The 18208-nt window shown below is 65.9% G+C and carries 16 protein-coding genes; 7 read left to right on the top strand and 9 right to left on the bottom strand.

The window, feature by feature from the left end; genetic code table 11:
* The first annotated feature begins 2 nt into the window (after positions 1–2).
* From pgaB to pgaD, 3 genes are read left to right on the top strand one after another with little or no spacing between them, the layout of a single operon-like run.
* Positions 3–1877, top strand: a complete 1875-nt coding sequence (gene pgaB / locus L2Y97_RS09465) for a poly-beta-1,6-N-acetyl-D-glucosamine N-deacetylase PgaB (RefSeq protein WP_247435917.1) — start codon at positions 3–5, stop codon at positions 1875–1877.
* Positions 1874–3124 (top strand): poly-beta-1,6-N-acetyl-D-glucosamine synthase, encoded by a 1251-nt coding sequence (pgaC, locus tag L2Y97_RS09460; RefSeq protein WP_247435914.1) that lies wholly within the window; start codon positions 1874–1876, stop codon positions 3122–3124. Before pgaB ends, pgaC begins: the two co-directional genes overlap by 4 nt.
* The gene (gene pgaD / locus L2Y97_RS09455) at positions 3121–3564 is read left to right on the top strand and encodes a poly-beta-1,6-N-acetyl-D-glucosamine biosynthesis protein PgaD (RefSeq protein ID WP_247435912.1); all 444 of its coding nucleotides are present in this window, start codon (positions 3121–3123) and stop codon (positions 3562–3564) included. Before pgaC ends, pgaD begins: the two co-directional genes overlap by 4 nt.
* A 121-nt stretch (positions 3565–3685) precedes the next feature.
* On the opposite strand, the gene egtB is transcribed toward pgaD, so the two are convergent.
* The 9 genes from egtB to L2Y97_RS09405 all read right to left on the bottom strand — a co-directional run bounded on the left by egtB (position 3686) and on the right by L2Y97_RS09405 (position 13309).
* The gene (gene egtB / locus L2Y97_RS22445) at positions 3686–5863 is read right to left on the bottom strand and encodes an ergothioneine biosynthesis protein EgtB (protein WP_343218396.1); all 2178 of its coding nucleotides are present in this window, start codon (positions 5861–5863) and stop codon (positions 3686–3688) included.
* Positions 5864–5882: 19 nt separating this feature from the next.
* Complete coding sequence (locus L2Y97_RS09440) at positions 5883–6260, bottom strand: DUF427 domain-containing protein (protein WP_247435909.1); 378 nt, start codon at positions 6258–6260, stop codon at positions 5883–5885.
* Positions 6261–6408: 148 nt separating this feature from the next.
* Positions 6409–7497 (bottom strand): SAM-dependent methyltransferase, encoded by a 1089-nt coding sequence (locus L2Y97_RS09435; protein WP_247435907.1) that lies wholly within the window; start codon positions 7495–7497, stop codon positions 6409–6411.
* Positions 7494–8282 carry a DUF1295 domain-containing protein gene (locus tag L2Y97_RS09430; protein ID WP_247435904.1) on the bottom strand — a complete coding sequence of 263 codons (789 nt, stop codon included), beginning with the start codon at positions 8280–8282 and terminating at the stop codon, positions 7494–7496. The genes L2Y97_RS09435 and L2Y97_RS09430 overlap by 4 nt, the downstream gene beginning before the upstream one ends.
* Positions 8279–9514 carry an SAM-dependent methyltransferase gene (locus L2Y97_RS09425; RefSeq protein ID WP_247435901.1) on the bottom strand — a complete coding sequence of 412 codons (1236 nt, stop codon included), beginning with the start codon at positions 9512–9514 and terminating at the stop codon, positions 8279–8281. The genes L2Y97_RS09430 and L2Y97_RS09425 overlap by 4 nt, the downstream gene beginning before the upstream one ends.
* A complete protein-coding gene (locus tag L2Y97_RS09420) occupies positions 9495–10283 on the bottom strand; it encodes a DUF1365 domain-containing protein (protein WP_247435898.1) in 789 nt (262 codons plus the stop codon). The genes L2Y97_RS09425 and L2Y97_RS09420 overlap by 20 nt, the downstream gene beginning before the upstream one ends.
* Complete coding sequence (locus L2Y97_RS09415) at positions 10280–11542, bottom strand: NAD(P)/FAD-dependent oxidoreductase (protein ID WP_247435897.1); 1263 nt, start codon at positions 11540–11542, stop codon at positions 10280–10282. Before L2Y97_RS09415 ends, L2Y97_RS09420 begins: the two co-directional genes overlap by 4 nt.
* Positions 11543–11546: 4 nt before the next feature.
* Positions 11547–12497 (bottom strand): acyl-CoA desaturase, encoded by a 951-nt coding sequence (locus L2Y97_RS09410; RefSeq protein ID WP_247435894.1) that lies wholly within the window; start codon positions 12495–12497, stop codon positions 11547–11549.
* A 71-nt stretch (positions 12498–12568) separates the two neighbouring features.
* Complete coding sequence (locus L2Y97_RS09405; protein WP_247435891.1) at positions 12569–13309, bottom strand: hypothetical protein; 741 nt, start codon at positions 13307–13309, stop codon at positions 12569–12571.
* Positions 13310–13440: 131 nt separating this feature from the next.
* Between L2Y97_RS09405 and L2Y97_RS09400 the strand changes: the two genes are divergently transcribed.
* The 4 genes from L2Y97_RS09400 to L2Y97_RS09385 all read left to right on the top strand — a co-directional run bounded on the left by L2Y97_RS09400 (position 13441) and on the right by L2Y97_RS09385 (position 18191).
* Positions 13441–14001, top strand: coding sequence for a sigma-70 family RNA polymerase sigma factor (locus L2Y97_RS09400; protein ID WP_247435889.1), 561 nt, complete (start codon positions 13441–13443; stop codon positions 13999–14001).
* Positions 13998–14711, top strand: coding sequence for an anti-sigma factor (locus tag L2Y97_RS09395; RefSeq protein ID WP_247435886.1), 714 nt, complete (start codon positions 13998–14000; stop codon positions 14709–14711). Before L2Y97_RS09400 ends, L2Y97_RS09395 begins: the two co-directional genes overlap by 4 nt.
* Before the next feature lie 112 nt (positions 14712–14823).
* Positions 14824–16320, top strand: a complete 1497-nt coding sequence (locus tag L2Y97_RS09390; protein WP_247435883.1) for a GGDEF domain-containing protein — start codon at positions 14824–14826, stop codon at positions 16318–16320.
* Positions 16321–16376: 56 nt separating this feature from the next.
* Positions 16377–18191: a vWA domain-containing protein gene (locus L2Y97_RS09385; RefSeq protein ID WP_247435881.1), complete on the top strand. Its 1815-nt coding sequence runs from the start codon at positions 16377–16379 to the stop codon at positions 18189–18191.
* Positions 18192–18208: the final 17 nt, after the last annotated feature.

Genomic DNA, 18208 nt, shown 5'->3' with positions numbered 1-18208 from the left:
CCATGCGCCCGCTGTTGTCCATGCTTGCCCTGCTCGGGCTGGCGCTTCCCGCCTTCGCGCAGCCGGCCGCCCCCGTGCGGCCGAACCTGATCGTGCTGGCGTACCACGATGTCCGCGACGACGTGGGCCTCGATGCCGACCGCGACCCGGATGCCACCAGCACCGATCACCTGGTCTCCCACTTCGATTGGCTCAAGGCCAACGGCTACAACATCGTCACGTTCGACCAGGTGAAGGAAGCCTCGCAAGGCGGCCGCCCCTTGCCAAAGGATGCGGTGTTGCTCACCTTCGATGACGGACTGGAAAGCTTCTACACCCGCGTTTATCCGCTACTGCGCGCTTACCACTTCCCGGCACTTGCCGCCGTGGTGGGTTCGTGGATGGACCTGCCCGATGGCAAGCGCATGCCGTACAACGGCAGCGATTGCGACCGCTCGTGTTTCCTCACCTGGGACCAGGTGAGCGAGATGCAGAAATCGGGGCTTATCGAGTTCGCCTCGCATTCGTGGGCGCTACACCAGGGCACCAACGGCAACCCGCAGGGCAACCAGATGCCTGCGGCCGCTTACCTGCAATACGACGCGGCGAAGAACCGCTACGAAACGGAAGCCGAATACGCCGCGCGCGTGCGCAACGACCTGTCGAAGAGCGCCGATGAGATCGCCGCACACACCGGCGTGCGTCCACGCGCCATCGCGTGGCCGTATGGCGCATTCACCCACGTGGGCCAGGAGGTGGCCGCGGGGCTGGGCATGAACATCTCCTTCAGCCTGGGCGATGCCATTCCGTCGCTCGGCTCGGGCGGCACCATCCCGCGCCTGCTGGTGAGCGGCAACATCACGGCCAACCGCCTGGGCTGGCTCATGCGCCACCAGGCACGTGTCGACCCGACGCGTGCGGTGCAGGTCGACCTGGATTATGTGTACGACCCCGACCCCGCGCAGCAGGATCGCAACCTGTCGAAACTGCTTGACCGTATCAAACGCATGCATCCCAGCCAGGTGTGGTTGCAGGCGTACGCCGATCCCGATGGCGACGGCGTGGCCGATGCAGTGTACTTCGCGAACCGCCACCTGCCCGTACGGTCGGATCTGTTCTCGCGCGTGTCCTGGCAGCTACGCACCCGCGCCGGCGTGCGCGTGTATGCCTGGATGCCGGTCATGGCATTCCGCTTCCCCAACGGCAAGGACTTGCCGTCGCTAGCCGGCGAACCGGCACCCGGCGGCGACCATTTCCGGCTCGCCCCGTACGATGCCAACGTGCGCAAGCTCATTGGCGATGTGTACGAAGACCTGGCGATGCACACGGACGAAGCAGGCATCCTGTTCTCCGACGACGCCTACCTGCGCGATACCGACCGCCTTGGCCCCTGGGCGAAGAACACGCCTGCACAGAACACCCAGGAGCTCATCGCATTCACCCAGGAACTCGCCGGGCGCATGAAGAAGTGGCGGCCACAGCTGCTGACAGCGCGCAACATCTTTGCCCGGCCCATCCTGCAACCCAACGCCGAGGCCTGGACAGCGCAGAGCCTGCCCGCCTTCATCAAGGCGTACGACATGACGGCCATCATGGCCATGCCGCAGCTTGACCAGCAATGGGATCGCATCGGCTGGTACAGGAACCTCGTTGCGAAGGTGCTGGCCGAGCCGGGCGCGGTGGACCGCACCCTGTTCGAGTTCGCCACGCAGAACTGGCGCACGAAGAAGCCGATCGACGTGGGCGATATCAACGACCGCATCCGCGCCGTGCAGGCGGCCGGTGCACGCCATATCGGTTACTACCCCGACGATTTCCTGCACAATCACCCCGACCTGGAATCGATCCGTCCGTACATCTCGGCATCGGATTACCCGTACCCGGAGCCCGCCCGATGAATTCAGGGGTGCTGCACTTCCTGCTGGAATTCGCGTTCTACTACCCGCTGGCGATGTCGCTGGTGTGGATGAGTGGTGGGGTCATCTATTACTTCCGCTGGGAGCGGAATGAACCCCTGCGGGTGAAGCCGCCCGAGCTGGCCGAGTACCCCATGGTGACCCTGGTGGTGCCCTGCCATAACGAGGGGGAACAGGTGCGCGAAACCATCGCCCACCTGGCCTCGCAACAGTGGCCCAACTTCGAGATCATCGCGATCAACGATGGCTCCACCGATGATACCGGCGCGCAGCTGGACCAGCTGCTGGACCAGTACCCAAAGCTGCGCGTGATCCACATGGCCTCCAACCAGGGCAAGGCCATGGGGCTGCGTGCTGCCGCCCTCGCCTCCAACGCCGATTTCCTGGTGTGCGTGGATGGCGATGCGTTGCTGGATGACTTCGCCACGCACTGGATGGTCTCGCACATGCTGGATAGCCCGCGCGTGGCCGCGGTGACCGGCAACCCGCGTATCCGCAACCGTTCCACGCTGCTCGGCAAGCTCCAGGTCGGCGAGTTCTCTTCCATCATCGGGCTGATCAAGCGCGCCCAGCGCGTGTATGGCCGCATCTTCACGGTATCGGGCGTCATCGCCTGCTTCCGCAAGAGCGCCCTGCACGATGTGGGCTACTGGAGCACCGATATGGTCACGGAGGACATCGACGTGAGCTGGCGGCTGCAGATGCGCCACTGGGAAATCCGTTACGAACCCAACGCACTGTGCTGGATCCTCATGCCCGAGACGGTACGCGGCCTGTGGAAGCAGCGCCTGCGCTGGGCGCAGGGCGGCTCCGAAGTGCTGCTGCGTTACACCGGGAAGCTAATGGCTTGGCGCCAGCGGCGCATGTGGCCAGTGGCGTTCGAGTACTTCACCAGCCTGCTGTGGTCGTACACCATGGGCACCATCATCACGCTCTGGGCGCTGGGTCACTTCATCCAGCTGCCGCCCTCTCTGTATATCGATACCCTGCTACCGCAGTGGCATGGCGTCGTGCTGGGCATCATCTGCCTGCTTCAGTTCGGCATCAGCCTGCTGGTCGATCGCCGCTACGAAACACGCATCGGCCGCAACTACTACTGGATGATCTGGTACCCGCTTATCTACTGGATCCTCAACACCGCCACGTCCATCGTCGCGTTGCCCAAGGCCATCATGAAGCGCAAGGGCACGCGCGCCGTTTGGGTCAGCCCGGACCGGGGCCTGCGATGAAAGCCGAAGCCATTGTTATCCAGCGGCCCGAACGCCAAAGCACTGCGCAGAAAGCCATGTTCGGCCTGGTCACCGTCACCTTGTGGGTGGCCTGGGCCTTCCTGTGGCTACCGCTGGTCACCCTGGGCGCGTGGGCCTACGGCATCCGGGATGCCATGACCCAACTGCACCTGATGGACCCGATCACCGATGGCGGCGATATCCACATCGTGCTGATCGTGGCCTTTGCGACTGCCGCCATCTTCACAGCCTGGTCGGGCTACAACTACGCCCGTTTCGTCGGCAAACAGAAACGTCGCGGCAACTCGCCCGTGGGCGTGGCCGAAACAGCAGCGAAGATCGGCGCCCACACCGACGAAGCCGTACGCCTGCAAGGCTCGCGCCGTGCCGTCGTGAGCGTAGCGGACGATGGCTTCATGACCCTGAAGGAATCTCGTTAGCTACCACACGAACGTAGGAGCCCACCCTGTGGGCGACGCTGTTCGCGACACGACCGCAGGCCCTGTGGCGATGTCGCAAAAGATGTCGCCCACAGGGTGGGCTCCTACGTGAGCCAATTGGCTATGGCGCCCTGAGCAAGAACACGCCGAACGCGGGGTCCTCGGAAATCCACTGCTGCTCCACCGCCCACCCTGCCCGCGCTGCCAGCGCCGCGAACGATTCGGGCGTGAACTTGTGCGAGTTCTCGGTATGGATGGTTTCACCGGCTTCGAAGGCAAAGCGCTGCCCCGCTACCGTCACGGTCTGCGCCACGGCGCTTTCCAGGTGCATCTCGATGCGTGATTTCGCCGCATTCCACACAGCACGATGCTCGAACGCATCCACGTCGAAATCGGCGCCCAGTTCGCGATTGATCCGTACCAGCACGTTGCGATTGAACGCAGCGGTCACGCCCTCGGCATCGTCATAGGCGGCCAGCAACGTATCGATCGGTTTCACCTGGTCGGCGCCCACGATGAAACGCGCACCCGGCCCGAGCCGGCGCCGCACCGCGTGCATCAGCGCCACGGCCTCATCGGCCTCGAAGTTGCCGATCGTCGAGCCGGGAAAGAAGGCGACCACCGGCTTGTCCGCCAATGCTTCGGGAACCTCGATACCGCGAGTGAAGTCGGCCACCACCGGTACGATCGGTAGCGCGGGATAGGCCGCGCGCAGGCGCTCCGCCGCGCCCTGCAGCGCATCAGGGCTGATATCGACCGGGATGTAAGCGGCCAGCGCCGGCGTCGCATCGAGCAACAAACGGGTCTTTTCGCTGGCCCCGCTGCCCAGCTCAAGCAGCACCGCACCCTCCGGCATGGCCGCGGACAGCGCCGGCACGATCGTCTTCAACAACGCGGTTTCCGTACGGGTCGGGTAGTACTCGGGTGTCTCACAAATCGCTTCGAACAACGCCGACCCTGCGCCGTCGTAGAAGTACTTTGGCGAAAACGCCTTCTGCGCCGCCGACAGGCCGGCCAGGGTGTCACGCAGGAACTCGCTGCGTTCGTCGTCCTCACCCAGTGCAAGATCGCGAGCCAGGCGCAGCCCGGCGAACATCCAGCGCTGGCCGGGCCGGTAAAAGTTTCGATACGACGGACGGGAGTGGCCCGGCGGCGTGACCGAGGCGCCGCCACGCAACACCATCTGGCCGCTCATGAATTTGCCGTTGTATTCGCCCACGGCGTCGTCCGCGGCGCGAAAGCCCGGGTACGGGGTATAGGCGCTCGCGGTCCACTGCCAGGCCGTGTCATACACCTGCTCCAGGTCGTGCCGTGTGCGCACGGCATGCTCCCACTCGGCTTCGGTGGGCAGGCGTGCACCCGCCCAGCGTGCGTACGCATCGGCCTCGTAATAGCTCACGTGCACCACGGCGGCATCCGGATCCACGGGCTTCCAGCCACCCGGGGTCATGTGGAACCACGTGTCACCCTCGCGCTGCCAGTATTGCGGCGCTTCCCAAGCCTCCGCCTGGCATTGCGCCCAGCCATCGGAGAGCCAAAGCTCGGCGCGGCGGTAACCGCCCAGCGCCATGAAGGCCAGCCACTGGCCATTCGTCACAAGGCGATCGGCAAGCTGGAAGGGTTCGAGCCACGCGGTGTGGCGCGGGCCCTCGTTATCGAAGGCAAACGGCTCATCCGCCGCGCCCACGCGCACCGGGCCACCCGCGACATGGCGGTAACGGCCCGCGGGACCCGCCGGTGTGGCTGGCCACGCGGGATCGAACGCGGGCTTGAGCGGTGACTGGGCGAACAGGTGCTGCACATCCATCACCAGCAACTCCTGGTGCTGTTCTTCGTGAGCCAGCCCCAGCCGGAGCAATGCCTCGCGCTCCGCATCCAGCCCAGCGGCAATGAACCGGCGCATGTGCGTGTCCACATGCTTGCGGTACGCGCGCACGCCATCGATGCCAGGCCGGGTCACGAGGCCGCGCGTGGGGCGCGGATAACGCGGCCCGACGGCTTCGTAATAGGAATTGAAGAGGTAACCGAACGCGGCATCGAACACCGTGTAGCCCGGTACGTTGGGACCGAGCAGGAAGGTTTCGAAGAACCACGTGGTGTGGGCCAGGTGCCACTTGGCCGGGCTGGCATCCGGCATGGATTGCACCTGCATGTCTTCCGGCTGCAGCGCCGCCACGAGGGCATCGGTGCGCGCACGTACGGCATCGTAGCGCTCAGCCAGGGTCAGCGTGGCGGCAGGGCTACAACCAGCGGGGGCAGCCGCGCTGCCCGCGGCCCAGGTATCGAAGATGGCTTGCATGGGGATTAGCTCCGGCGGCTCAATCGGGCGTGTGCTCGATCGTCACGCGATCGGGGTAGAAGGCGAGGTGCTCGCGTATTTCGCGGGCCGCCTCGCTCGGGGTTTCATAGGTCCAGATGGCGTTGATCGCGCGCTCACTGTTGCCGGGCAGGCTGTAGTACGACGCCTCACCCTTGTAGGGGCACCAAGTGGTGTGCTCCGTGCGCCGCAGTGCGGCCATGTCGGCATCCCCGCGGGGGATGTAGAACACGACCGGATAGGTGGCCTCTTTCAGGCTGAGGGCATGGCGGGTATCGGCAATGACCCGGTCGCCATCGCGCACCACCACGCGCCCGCCTGCGGGCGAGATGGACATGGGGTGATCGGGGCCGGGGATCCTGACGGGACGGGAGGACATCTCACTCTCCTTCGTAGCGGACGTGCAGGCGGCTCATCGTGGGACCGCCGGGCGCCCAAGCCAAGCCAACAGGCTGGAAAAGGTGAAATGTCTCGCAGGCACAGATGGCAGGATTGGACATTCCTGCCCGCCCCACGTCAGGCCTGCCCTAGCCTTCGCGCGGGCGCGTGAACCGGTAGTGGGCCACGCCCCACTCGCTGCCGCCCGCATAGCCGAACAGCTCCGCACAAGCCATCCAGAACATGCGCCAGCGCTGGAACCACAAGGGTGCCGCATCGCCATAGGCCTCGGCCAGCACCGCCAGGACCGCCGCACGGTTCGCATCCTGCCGGGCCAGCCAGTGGTTTGCCGTGCGCTGGTAATGCGTACCGTCCAGCAGCCAGCGCGCCTCCACGCGCAGGTCATCCTGAAACCAAAGAAGGGTATCGGCCGAAGGCATCAGCCCGCCGGTGAAGAAGTGGCGGGCCATCCAGTCACCCTGTCCATCGGTCTCGAATGGGTACATGAGCGTGCGATGGGCAAAAATATGGACGAACAGCTTGCCGCCGGGCCTTAGCCAGCGGCCGATCCTGCCGAGCAGCGTGGCGTAATTGCGCATGTGCTCGAACATCTCGACGGAGACACAACGGTCGTAGTCCGCCTCGGCCAGGTCCAGGGTGTTCACATCCACCGTGATGACCTGCACATTGCGAATGCCCAGTGCCACGCAGCGCGCCTCGATATGCCGACGTTGCGAGGCTGAATTGGATACGGCGGTGATGCTTGCGTGCGGGTAATGCCGGGCCATCCACAGCGTGAGCGAGCCCCAGCCACAGCCCAGTTCAAGGATCGACTGGCCATCGGCCAGCTCGGCGCGCTGCCCATAAAGCGCCAGCATGGCGTCTTCCGCCTCATCCAGCGTCATGCCGGGGCGCGGGTAGTAACAGCTGGAGTACTTCAGGCGCTGGCCGAGGCAGAGCTCGAAGAACGCGGGCGGCAGCTCGTAGTGCTGCCCGTTGGCCGCATCGGTATGGATCGCCACGTCACTATGGCGCAACGTTTCGATCAACGCCTGGAAGCGCCCGGCCGCCGCGCTTTCACCGCCGGCACGCTCGTCGGCCAGCCGTGCCGCGCACTGCCGGCGAATGCCAAGGCGTAACAGTGCATCGGGCACCAGTCCGCGCTCGGCAAGGCCCACCAGTCCCGGGGCGGGTGCATCTTCGCGGGCGTACGCGGTGGTGCTTGCGATGGTGGTCATACATCCTCGCCAGTGTGCCTGGGGAACCAGGGAATCAACGTTGGGGTATCGCGCTGGTAGCGGCGGTAGTCGTCGCCACGTGTACGCACGGCCTGGGCTTCGGTGAGCGGCACGCCACTGATGTAACGCACGAACAGGAACATCAGGACGGGCCCAACCCATGCGAGCCAACCGATCGGCGAGCCCACGGCCAGGAATACGTACGTGAACCAGTGCAGCCACTCGAAGAAGTAATTGGGATGGCGCGAATAGCGCCACAGCCCATCGCGGCAGGTCTTTCCGTGATGGGCCGGATCCGCGCGGAAGCGCACGAGCTGGCGGTCCGCCAGCGCCTCGCCCACGACGCTCACGACCCATGTGATCAGCGCGGGCACGATCCATGTGCCGGGGCCTTCTGGGTTCGCCGCCACCGCGATGAAGGGCACGGCACACACGCCGACCAGGAAGGCCTGGAACTGGAAGAAGGCGAAGAACTTTCCCTGGTGCCCCTGCCAGTGCGCACGCAACTGCCGGTAGCGCCCATCCTCAGGCTCGCTGCGCACGCGCCGCCACAGGTGCAGCGCCAGCCGGGCACCCCAAAGGCCACCCAGCACGGCCACCCACCACCGGCTCGACGCCGCACCCTGCCCCACCACCGCGGCGAACACGGCCGCGACCGCCAGCCCCGCGGCCCATAACGCATCCACGATGCCGGCATTGCGCTTGCGGCGCTGCCATGCCCAGCCACCCGCCATGACCCAAGCGGCCGTAAGCCACAGGGTAAGCAGCGTATTGAGCGTGCTCATGCGCTGGTACCAGGCTTCGCGAACAACAGGTGGGAAACGCCAATGGATCGCTCCAGGAAGCCGCCCTCGCAATACGCGAGGTAGAACTCCCACAAGCGCAGGAAGCGTTCGTCGAAGCCCTGCGCACGGACCTCCGGGCGCGCCGCGAGGAACCGCTCACGCCACGCGTGCAAGGTGCGCGCGTACGAGGGACCGAAATCCTCCTGACGTACCAGTGCGAGGTCGGTGACACGGGTTTTCGCCTGCATCAGGGCATTGAGCGAAGGAATGAAACTTCCCGGGAAGACATGTCGCTTGATGAAATCGACCGCGCGAACAGCCTGCGCGTAGCGGTGGTCTTCGATGGTGATGGCTTGCAGCAGCGCCCGCCCACCGGGGCGAACTAACCCACCGAGCTTTCCGAAATACGTTTCCAGATACCGGGCACCGATCGCCTCCACCATCTCGATCGACACCAGCTTGTCGTACTGGCCTTGCAGATCCCGGTAGTCCTGCAGCAACAGCGTCACGCGCTCGCCCAGCCCTGCATCCGCGACCCGCCGTGCGGCCAGCGCATATTGCTCCGTCGAGATGGTGGTCGTCGTGACGTGGCAGCCGTAGTACGTGGCGGCGTGCAGCGCAAAGCCGCCCCACCCCGTACCGATTTCCACGACACGGTCACCCGGCTGGAGGTCCAGCCACTGGCACACGCGATCGAGCTTGCGCCGCGAGGCCACCTCCAGCGTGTCGTCCTCTCCCTCCCACAGCGCCGAGGAGTACATGAGGTCAGGGGACAGGAACAGCCCGAAGAAATCGTTGCCCAGGTCGTAGTGCGCGGCGATGTTGCGCCGGCTGCCGTCGCGGGTGTTCCGGCGCAGCGCCGCCCACGCCTGCATGGCCCAGCCACCCAGCCGGGCCATGCCACCCTCCATGCCATCGAGCAAGTCACGGTTACGCACCAGCAAGCGCACGAGTGCCACCAGGTCGTCGCAAGACCACTGCCCTTCCATGTAGGCCTCGCCGGCACCCACGCTGCCGTTACCTGCCACCGTGCGGTAAAAGGCCAGGTCATGGATCGCGATGTGCACCGCTGGCTCGTGGGCCGCATCGCCGAGCACGACCTTGCCCAATGCGTCCGTCATCACCAGCTGGCCATGACGCAGCGGTGCCATCCGTGCAAGCAATTGCGCCCGAAGAAAGCGCAGGCCTCGCGATGCCGGTGCGCCAGCCGCGTTATGGACGATGGCGTTCATAGATTCCCCTCGGCTGCTTGCCCGGATGGTCATGGACCGGGTTGCGCTTAAGCCACAGGCGCAACGCTTCGAAATGGATGGCGCCGATCACCTGGGCGGTCATCAGTGGGTAGCGCCACAATACGCGCGCCAGCGATGCACCGTTGAGCGGATGACGCTCGAGCGCCAGGTGCGCATCGAACTCGTGTTCGTCGCCGCGCAGCACATCCATGTGTACACGGAGGTGATCGTCCGGCACATTGAACCGCCAGCGATAGGTCCGCTCCATCGGCATGAACGGCGATACGTGAAAGGCCTTCGCGAACGTGGCATCAACCATCTGCATGTCATCGTCCGGCGCTGGCAGCACGTAAGCATGTCGTTCGCGCCATGGGGTATTGGTGATCTCCGCCAGCACGGCGAGAAGCGTCGTGCCATCCGTGTCGTAGCAGTAGTAGAAGCTCACCGGGTTGAACACGTAACCTGCGTATCGCAGGTGCGCCAGCAACCGGACCGGACCCGGCGGCCGGGAACCCAACGCCAGCGCGACCCGATCGCGCACCGCCTCGGCCAGAGGCACGTCCACGGGCCCGAGGTAGTCGGAACGGCGAAACTCGGCAAGATTCCGCCCGCGCGCGGACCACAACCAGCGGCCCGCGAAGACGTCGTCGACTTCATCAAGGTCCAGCCACAACTGCGCCATGCGGTAACGGAACGCATGCGGATGTGGCGCGTGGCGGCGGTGCGTCACGAAGCCCTCGTAAACCGCGCTGGTGAAGGATTCACTCATGCAGGCACCCGGCGCGCGTGCGCAACGCGATCGAACTCATCGGCGAGTTCCACCGCGCTACGCATGCCGTCCTCATGGAACCCCCAACCCCAATAAGCCCCCGCAAACCAGGTCCGTCGCCTGCCCTGGATCTCTGCCTTGCGTGCCTGCGCGGCCACGGAGGCGTGTGAATACACCGGGTGGTGATAAGTCACGCGGCGCAACACCTTCGCCGGGTCGATGGCCTCCGTCTGATTCAATGTCACGATGAACGGCTCGGGCGATTGAATCCCTTGAAGAAGATTCATGCAGTAGCTCACGGTGCATGCGCCGCCCGGCGCGGCAGGCACCCAGGCATTCCACGCGGCCCATGCCTTGCGCGACCGCGGCAGCAAGCGTGTGTCCGTATGCAGCACGGTGTCGTTCGCCTGGTATCCCATGGCACCCAGAACATCACGCTCGGCAGGCTCGGCATCGGCCAGCAGCGCAAGGGCCTGGTCGGCGTGACAGGCAAGCACCACCTCATCGAACGTTTCGACGCCACGGGGGCTGGCCACATCCACGCGATCGGCGTAGCGACGGATCGCGGTGACCGGCGTGGCCAGCTGCTCACGCACGTTCCACCGCGCACGCATCGCCTCCACGTAGCGGGCCGAGCCGCCCTTAACCACCCGCCACGCCGGGCGACCGGACACCTGCAGCATGTGGTGGTTCGCCATGAACTGCACCAGGTATTTCGCCGGGAACCCGAGAATGCCGGTGGACGGTGAGGACCACAGGGCGCATGCCATCGGCACCAGATGTTCATCGCGGAACATCGCACCGTAGCCGCCCTCGGCCAGGTATTCGCCAAGCGTGGGGCCAGGGCCAGGCGTATCCAGCAACGCAGGGGCGTGCCGGTAGAAACGAAACAGATCGCGCAACATGCCGTGGAACCGCGGCGACCACAGGTTGCGGCGCTGGCAGAACAGCGCATCCAGCGAGGTGGCGTTGTATTCCAGCCCCGACGCTTCGCTATGGACCGCAAAGCTCATGGTCGTCGGTTGCGTCGCCACGCCCAACGCCTCGAACAGGCGCGTAAGCAGCGGATAGTGCACCGGGTTGTGCACGATGAAGCCGGTATCCACCACGTACTCGTGGCCATGCAGGGCCACGCTGTGCGTATGCACGTGGCCGCCCAACCGGTCGCTGGCTTCGTAGAGCACCACATCGTGCCGGGGCGAGAGCAACCACGCCGAGGCCAGCCCTGCGATACCCGAACCGATCACGGCGACGCGCATGGGCTCAGTCTCCCCTCTTCGCCAACACCCAGGCGGGGATCGGCTTCAGGTCGCGAACCAGGCCCATGCGGGCCATCAGCCACAGGCCGTACCAGGTGACATCCACTTCCCACCAACGAAAGCCCTGGCGCACCGTGCCAGGAAAGAAATGGTGGTTGTTGTGCCAGCCCTCGCCAAAGGTAAGCAGCGCGAGCCATAGGTTGTTGCGGCTGTCATCGCGCGTGGCGAAGCGGCGCGAACCAAACCGATGAGCCAGCGAGTTGATGGTGACCGTGGCGTGGAACAGCACCACGGTGGAGACGAAGAAACCCCAGGCCAGCATCTGCGCACCGCTGGTTCCAAGGCCGGGCGCGATGTGCGCGAGCAATGCGCCGAGGCCGTAGAGGCTGACCGCCAGCAACACCGGCACCGCCGTGTCGAAGCGATCCAGCCAGCGCAGTTCCGGATACGCGGCAAAGTCAGGCACGCGCGAAAGGTCGGTACGAAAGCCGCGGGGCGTAAGGAACCAGCCGGCGTGGCTCCACAGGAACCCGTGCACGGCGGGCGAATGCGGGTCCTCCGCGGTATCGGCGTGGCGATGGTGGTGCCGATGGTGTGCGGCCCACCACAGGGGGCCGCGCTGGACACAGGAGGCACCGATGACCGCGAAGACAAACTGCACGACACGCGAGGTGCGAAACGTGCGGTGCGAAAAATAACGGTGGTAGAAGCCCGTCAGCGCGAACATGCGCAGCGCATACAATGCCACCGCCACGCCGAGGGCCACGGTCGACACCCCGGTCCACAGCACCATCAGGCAGGCCAGGTGCATGGCGACAAAGGGCGCCGCGCGCCACCAGTCGATGCGGTCCAGGGCCGCCCCGTCTGCGCCTGGATCGGCGGCCGTATCGAACCAGCGCCGCAGGGCGGTGGTTCGTGACGGCTTGAGCGCATCGATGGCGGTATCAGGTCGCATGGGCCAGCCTTTCCGTGGGTCTCAACGAGGTATACGGATGAATCCGATGCCCGGATGCACGGCGGCGGCAGTCAGGTAGCGCAGGTTCCGCTCAAGGGCGTGTGGATCACGTCGTCCAAAGCCGAGGAAGGCAGGCCCATGGTCCGCCCCGACGGCGGGAAATCGATGCGCACCTCGATCCCCTTGCCCTTCGCATTACGCACGGTCCCCATGCCCTCGTAGCGCAGCAGCCGGCGGTCCGCGGCGCCGTAGGTCATCTCGATGGTGGGCGCGGCGAACGCGTACCACGCATCCAGCTTCATCACGAGGTGGCGCTGGCCATCGGCCACCTTCCCGCCCAGGATTTTTACGTCGAAGAAGCGAAAGCGGCTGGCGACAAGGAACGGTACGGAGACACCCGCCCCTAACGAATCCCAGTGGGAACGGATGTACGGGTCGAAGCCCGCATCGATGACGGCGCCCTGCGGCACATCGATTGTCCTGGCTTGCTCATCGCCACCTTTCTTGCGCACCTTGATGTCCAGCTGGCTGCCGCTGGCCTGCACCGTCTCGCTCAGGCCACGGCGCGCATCCTGGTAAGTGACATTGGGCTGGGTGGGATCACGTGCCGCATCGAGCACCTTCAACGCAAACGGCTTGCCATCCGGGCACTGGTAGCTCACGACCTGGCGCGACCCATCGACAAGATGCACCTCGCGATAGAGGACCGGGCCGCCATCGCGGGGGCTGGCATCGCCGGCGTAGCGATCGGCAGCGTGTGCTGGCAATGCGCAGGTGGCGAGCACGGCGAGGGTCAGGCGTTTCGTCGTCATAGGGGAATCCCAGGCAGGCGGAGCGCCGTGATTGGCATACGTGGCGGAGGGTGACCCGGACGCGGTCGCGTTTTCGTGACGGCCGTTCGTGTTATAGATCCCGTGCACAAACGCCATGGGAATCCTAACGCATGCCAGGCACCACGCCCGCCGAGCGGGATGCGCTGAACGACCTGCTACGGCGCACGGGCGCCCGGGACCAGAAAGCCTTCGAGGCCTTGTACAACGCCACCTCGCCGCGCCTCTATGGTGTGTGCATGCGCCTGGTGGGCGACCGCGCCGAGGCCGACGAAGTCTTGCAGGAGGCCTACGTTACCGTGTGGCGCCGGGCAGGCTCGTTCGATCCCTCCCTGTCCAGCGCCTTCACCTGGCTGGTGACCGTCGTCCGCAACAAGGCCATCGATCGCCTGCGTCAGCGACCTGGCGCCGTGGCGGTCACCGATGTGGCATGGGAGGCCATCGTCGATCCCGAGCCGGGCCCGGCGGCACGCGCCGAGGCTGGCGACGCGTACGGCCGCCTGCGCACCTGCCTGGATCAGCTGGACGCCCCCCAGCGCCGCTCCATCCGTGAAGCCTTTTTTGGCGGCGCCACGTATAACGAACTGGCAGACCGCGCCAAGGTGCCGCTGGGCACCATGAAAAGCTGGATTCGCCGCGGCCTGATGCAGTTGCGTGCGTGCCTGGGCTCATGAATACGACCTTCGATAACGACAAGGACAACCTCCGCTACGCGGAATACGTGCTCGGCCTTCTCGATGCCGATGCACGTGCCGCGGTGGCCCGGGAGATCGCCGACCAGCCCGAGGCAGAGGCTGCCGTGGCCGTGTGGCAGGCGTGGCTTGCGCCGCTGGCCATCGAAGTAGCGGCCGTCGACCCGCCGCAGCACGCGTGGGAGGGCATCTGCCGCCGCCTTGGCCTGGCCGAGCCGCCACGCCCGAGCCTGTGGGACAGCCTGGCGTTGTGGCGATGGATCGGCGTCGGGGCATCGGCGCTGGCCGCATGCCTGCTCGTGCTGACTTTCAACCGCACGCCGCAGGTACCACCCGCTGCGCATAGCCCCGCCGTGCTCATGGTGTCCACGCTCGCAGGTAACGATGGCGTGGCCGCGTGGACCGCGACCATGGACGTCGATCGTCGCGAACTGCTGGTGGTGCCCGCGAGCCCCAAGCCCACCGCCGCCGGGCACGATACAGAGCTGTGGCTGATCCCCGCCGGGGGCACACCCATCTCGGTGGGCACGTTCCCCGCACAGGACGCCAAGCGCTTCACGCTGCCCAAAGCCGTCCTGGACCGCCTGGGCCCCACGGCGGCGCTCGCTGTATCGGTGGAACCCACCGGCGGCTCACCCACGGGCCAGCCCACCGGCCCGGTGATCGCCAAGGGCAGCATCCGGGCGGCGTGAGCCTTCACATTTGTCGAGAAACGCGCCCTAAGATATTGAGCGCTGGGCTCAACTTTGCCGCGAGCCCGCCGATATGACCATAGCGTTGCAGGCAGGGGGCATTGAGCACGCCATGAAACTCGTCATTGCCGCGATGGTCATCCTCGCGGTCCACGCTAGCGCGCTGGCGGTCACGCCGGCCGGCGGCATGGCGATCTCGTACGGCTTTTTCTTCGCCGCCTCGATCGCGGCCATGTCCAGCACGGTGCTGGCCTGGCACCGCTCGGGCACACCGCGGGACAGCCGTTGGTGGCTGCTGCTGGGCAGCCTCATGCTCTGGACCGTGGGCATGTCCCTGTCGGCCCGGCAGAACTACGTGCTGGATAATTCCAACCCGGCACCGGGCGACAGCATGTTCTTCTACATCCTGTACGTCCTGCCGGTGCTCGTTGCGGTGTCGTCGGCGCCGGTGGCCGCGCGCAAACGCTGGGCACTGGCGATCGACCTGGTGCTGGCCGCCCTCCTTGGCGTGCTGTTCTACGTGCGCACGTTCTCCATCGTCTCGCTCGAAGGCGCCATGGGCCCCCAGCAGGCCATCGATGTCGCGCACATGCTCGATTTCGAGAACGTATGCCTGGCCGTCGCGGCGTTGCTGCGCTTCCTCGCCACCGATCGCGCCGATGACCACTATTTCTTCCGCGCGGTCATGGCGTTCTTCGTCTGCTACGCAGCGTCCGGGTATTTCTACAACCACTACGTCGCCCTCGGCGGCCACCCCGATTTCGGTGATTCGCCGTGGGACGCCTTGCTGGATGTACCGTTCCTCGCGCTGTGCATCGCCACGTTGTCGCGCAAGCCGCAACGCCACTGGCACCCGCCGGTGTACCTCATTCGCTTTGTCCAAAGTGCCAGCCCCACTTTCCTCGCCATGAGCGTGCTCGGGTTCGGCCTCATGGTGATCCCGGGCTACCCCTCGCTGGGCATCGCCGGGGCCATCGCGGCGGTGATCGGCATTGGCCTGCGCGGCACGCTGGCCCAGGTGGACCTGGTGGAAGAAGAATTCCGCCTGTCGCGCAGCCGTGACGAACTGGAGGGCCTCGTCTTCGTCGATAGCCTGACCGGGCTGGCCAACCGCCGCGCGCTGGATGAACGCCTGCTCCGCGAGTGGCACCGCCCCGGCCAACGCGAGCCCATTGCGCTGTTGATGATCGATGTCGATTTCTTCAAGGAGTACAACGACCGCTACGGCCATTTGGCCGGCGATGACTGCTTGCGTGCACTGGCTTCGACCCTGGTATCGCGTGGGTTGCGCGTAGGCGATTTCGTGGCCCGTTTCGGCGGCGAGGAGTTCGCCGTGGTCGCGCCGGGTACGCGATTGATGGAAGCCATGGCACTGGCCGAGGACCTGCGTGCCCAGGTGCAAGCCCAGGATATCGTCCATCCACGCAGCCCGTTCGGCGTGCTGACCATCACCATCGGCGTCGCGGCAATCCAGGCCAGTACCGCTGGCGGCCCGCTGGAGCTGCTCAACGCGGCCGACCGGGCCCTGTACCGCGCCAAGCACAACGGCCGTAACCGCGTGGGTGGGCCCAGCGAGGCTCGCCTGGAAAATTCAGTGCGCGCCGGTTAACCCCGTTTGCCCTGTTGCTCCGTTTCATCTGCATGCCCCCAAGGAGGCCATGCACGATGAACACGCTACGCATCACCCTTTCCCTGCTCTTCACCGGCCTGGTGGTTGCCGCCGGCGCCGCCGGTGCCGAGCCGCCGCAGGCGCGCCACCCGACGCCGGCGCCGCCCGTGCCCGAAGCGGATACGAACTGCGCCACCCTCACCGATGCCGGCTATGGCTATGGTGCACCCATGCCACCCAGGGTTCGCCCGCAGGTGCGTCGTGACGCGCGTGCCGCCGGGGCGCCCGCCGTGGCCCAGGAAGCACTGGGTTACGCAGGGCCGGTGGCGCTGGCCGCACCACCGCCACCGCCTGCTCCGCCCGCGCCAGGCACACCGGCGATGAACCAGCCCACGGCAAAGGTCATGGCCAGCGCACCGGTGATGGGCTACATGGGCGCCGTGGCCATGCAGGATGTGGACACCAGCCGTTACGCACACCGCGACACCAACCCGGTGCACCAGGCCGCGGCCGACCCGGTATCCACTTTCAGCATCGATGTGGATACCGGTTCCTACACCAACGTGCGCCATCTGCTGAACCAGGGCCAGCTGCCGCCGGCCGACGCGGTGCGTAGCGAAGAGTTCATCAACTACTTCAACTACGGCTACACCGCACCAAAGGATCGCTCGCGCCCGTTCACCGTGACCACCGAGTTCGCGCCTTCACCGTGGAACCCGAACCGGCAGTTGCTGCTCGTCGGCATCCAGGGCTACACCGTGCCAGCCAGTGAGATACCAGCCGCGAACCTCGTGTTCCTCGTCGATGTTTCCGGCTCGATGAACGAGCCCGACAAGCTGCCGCTGCTCAAGGCCTCGCTGAAGCAGATCGTGCCGAAGCTGCGCGCCCAGGACCGCATCTCGCTGGTGACCTACGCCGGAAGCACCTGTGTCGCCCTGCCCGCCACGGCGGGCGACCAGCACGCGAAGATCAACGCGGCAATCGATTCGCTCGGCGCAGGCGGCTCGACCAACGGCGCTGCAGGCATCGATCTCGCGTACGCACAGGCCGCGAAGGGCTTCATCAAGGGCGGTGTGAATCGCGTGATCCTGGCGACCGATGGCGACTTCAACGTCGGCACCGTCGGCGTGCAGCAGCTGAAGGACCGCATCGCCGATAAACGCCGAAGTGGTGTCGCCTTGACCACCCTCGGTTTTGGCGAGGGCAACTACAACGACGAAATGGCGGTGACCCTCGCCGATGTCGGCAATGGCAGCCACCACTACATCGATAGCCTGGAAGAAGGCCGCCGCGTGCTCGTCGATGAAATGTCGGCCACGCTGATGACGATCGCGAAGGACGTGAAGATCCAGGTGGAGTTCAACCCGGGTGTTGTCGCCGAATACCGGTTGATCGGCTACGAGAAGCGGATGCTTGCCCGCGAAGACTTCAACAACGATGCGGTGGATGCTGGTGAGATCGGCGCGGGTGCGAACGTGACGGCGCTGTACGAGATCACCTTAAAGGGCGCGAAGGGGGCGAGCGTGGATCCGCTGCGTTACGGCACCGAGCCTCCGGCCGGCAAGGGTGATGAGCTCGGCTTCCTGCGCCTGCGTTACAAGGCGCCCGATGGCGGTGCAAGCCAGCTGATTGAGCAGCCACTGGGCGCCACCGTCGGCACACCGAGCGAGCGCATGCGCTTCGCCGCCGCTGTCGCCGCGTTCGCCGATAACCTGCGCGGTGGCAAATACAGCGCGGGCTTTGGCTACGACAAAGTGGCAGAACTGGCCCGCTCCGCCCAGGGCAAGGATGAAGGCGGTTACCGCGCAGGCATGGCGCGCCTGGCTGACCTGGCCGGCGTCATGCAGACCCCGGTAGCCGGTACGCGCTGACCCAGGGCTGCTATGCC

The sequence above is a fragment of the Luteibacter aegosomatissinici genome (assembly GCF_023078495.1).
Classification (GTDB): domain Bacteria; phylum Pseudomonadota; class Gammaproteobacteria; order Xanthomonadales; family Rhodanobacteraceae; genus Luteibacter; species Luteibacter aegosomatissinici.
Note: the sequence above shows the minus strand (reverse complement) of the source record. Positions and strands in the feature narration are given on the sequence as shown.

What these genes read in the sequence shown, in the direction of transcription:
- pgaB (WP_247435917.1), top strand. Translation starts at nt 3, where the DNA reads ATGCGCCCGCTGTTGTCCATGCTTGCCCTGCTCGGGCTGGCGCTTCCC.
- pgaC (WP_247435914.1), top strand. Translation starts at nt 1,874, where the DNA reads ATGAATTCAGGGGTGCTGCACTTCCTGCTGGAATTCGCGTTCTACTAC.
- pgaD (WP_247435912.1), top strand. Translation starts at nt 3,121, where the DNA reads ATGAAAGCCGAAGCCATTGTTATCCAGCGGCCCGAACGCCAAAGCACT.
- egtB (WP_343218396.1), bottom strand. Translation starts at nt 5,863, where the DNA reads ATGCAAGCCATCTTCGATACCTGGGCCGCGGGCAGCGCGGCTGCCCCC.
- L2Y97_RS09440 (WP_247435909.1), bottom strand. Translation starts at nt 6,260, where the DNA reads ATGTCCTCCCGTCCCGTCAGGATCCCCGGCCCCGATCACCCCATGTCC.
- L2Y97_RS09435 (WP_247435907.1), bottom strand. Translation starts at nt 7,497, where the DNA reads ATGACCACCATCGCAAGCACCACCGCGTACGCCCGCGAAGATGCACCC.
- L2Y97_RS09430 (WP_247435904.1), bottom strand. Translation starts at nt 8,282, where the DNA reads ATGAGCACGCTCAATACGCTGCTTACCCTGTGGCTTACGGCCGCTTGG.
- L2Y97_RS09425 (WP_247435901.1), bottom strand. Translation starts at nt 9,514, where the DNA reads ATGAACGCCATCGTCCATAACGCGGCTGGCGCACCGGCATCGCGAGGC.
- L2Y97_RS09420 (WP_247435898.1), bottom strand. Translation starts at nt 10,283, where the DNA reads ATGAGTGAATCCTTCACCAGCGCGGTTTACGAGGGCTTCGTGACGCAC.
- L2Y97_RS09415 (WP_247435897.1), bottom strand. Translation starts at nt 11,542, where the DNA reads ATGCGCGTCGCCGTGATCGGTTCGGGTATCGCAGGGCTGGCCTCGGCG.
- L2Y97_RS09410 (WP_247435894.1), bottom strand. Translation starts at nt 12,497, where the DNA reads ATGCGACCTGATACCGCCATCGATGCGCTCAAGCCGTCACGAACCACC.
- L2Y97_RS09405 (WP_247435891.1), bottom strand. Translation starts at nt 13,309, where the DNA reads ATGACGACGAAACGCCTGACCCTCGCCGTGCTCGCCACCTGCGCATTG.
- L2Y97_RS09400 (WP_247435889.1), top strand. Translation starts at nt 13,441, where the DNA reads ATGCCAGGCACCACGCCCGCCGAGCGGGATGCGCTGAACGACCTGCTA.
- L2Y97_RS09395 (WP_247435886.1), top strand. Translation starts at nt 13,998, where the DNA reads ATGAATACGACCTTCGATAACGACAAGGACAACCTCCGCTACGCGGAA.
- L2Y97_RS09390 (WP_247435883.1), top strand. Translation starts at nt 14,824, where the DNA reads ATGAAACTCGTCATTGCCGCGATGGTCATCCTCGCGGTCCACGCTAGC.
- L2Y97_RS09385 (WP_247435881.1), top strand. Translation starts at nt 16,377, where the DNA reads ATGAACACGCTACGCATCACCCTTTCCCTGCTCTTCACCGGCCTGGTG.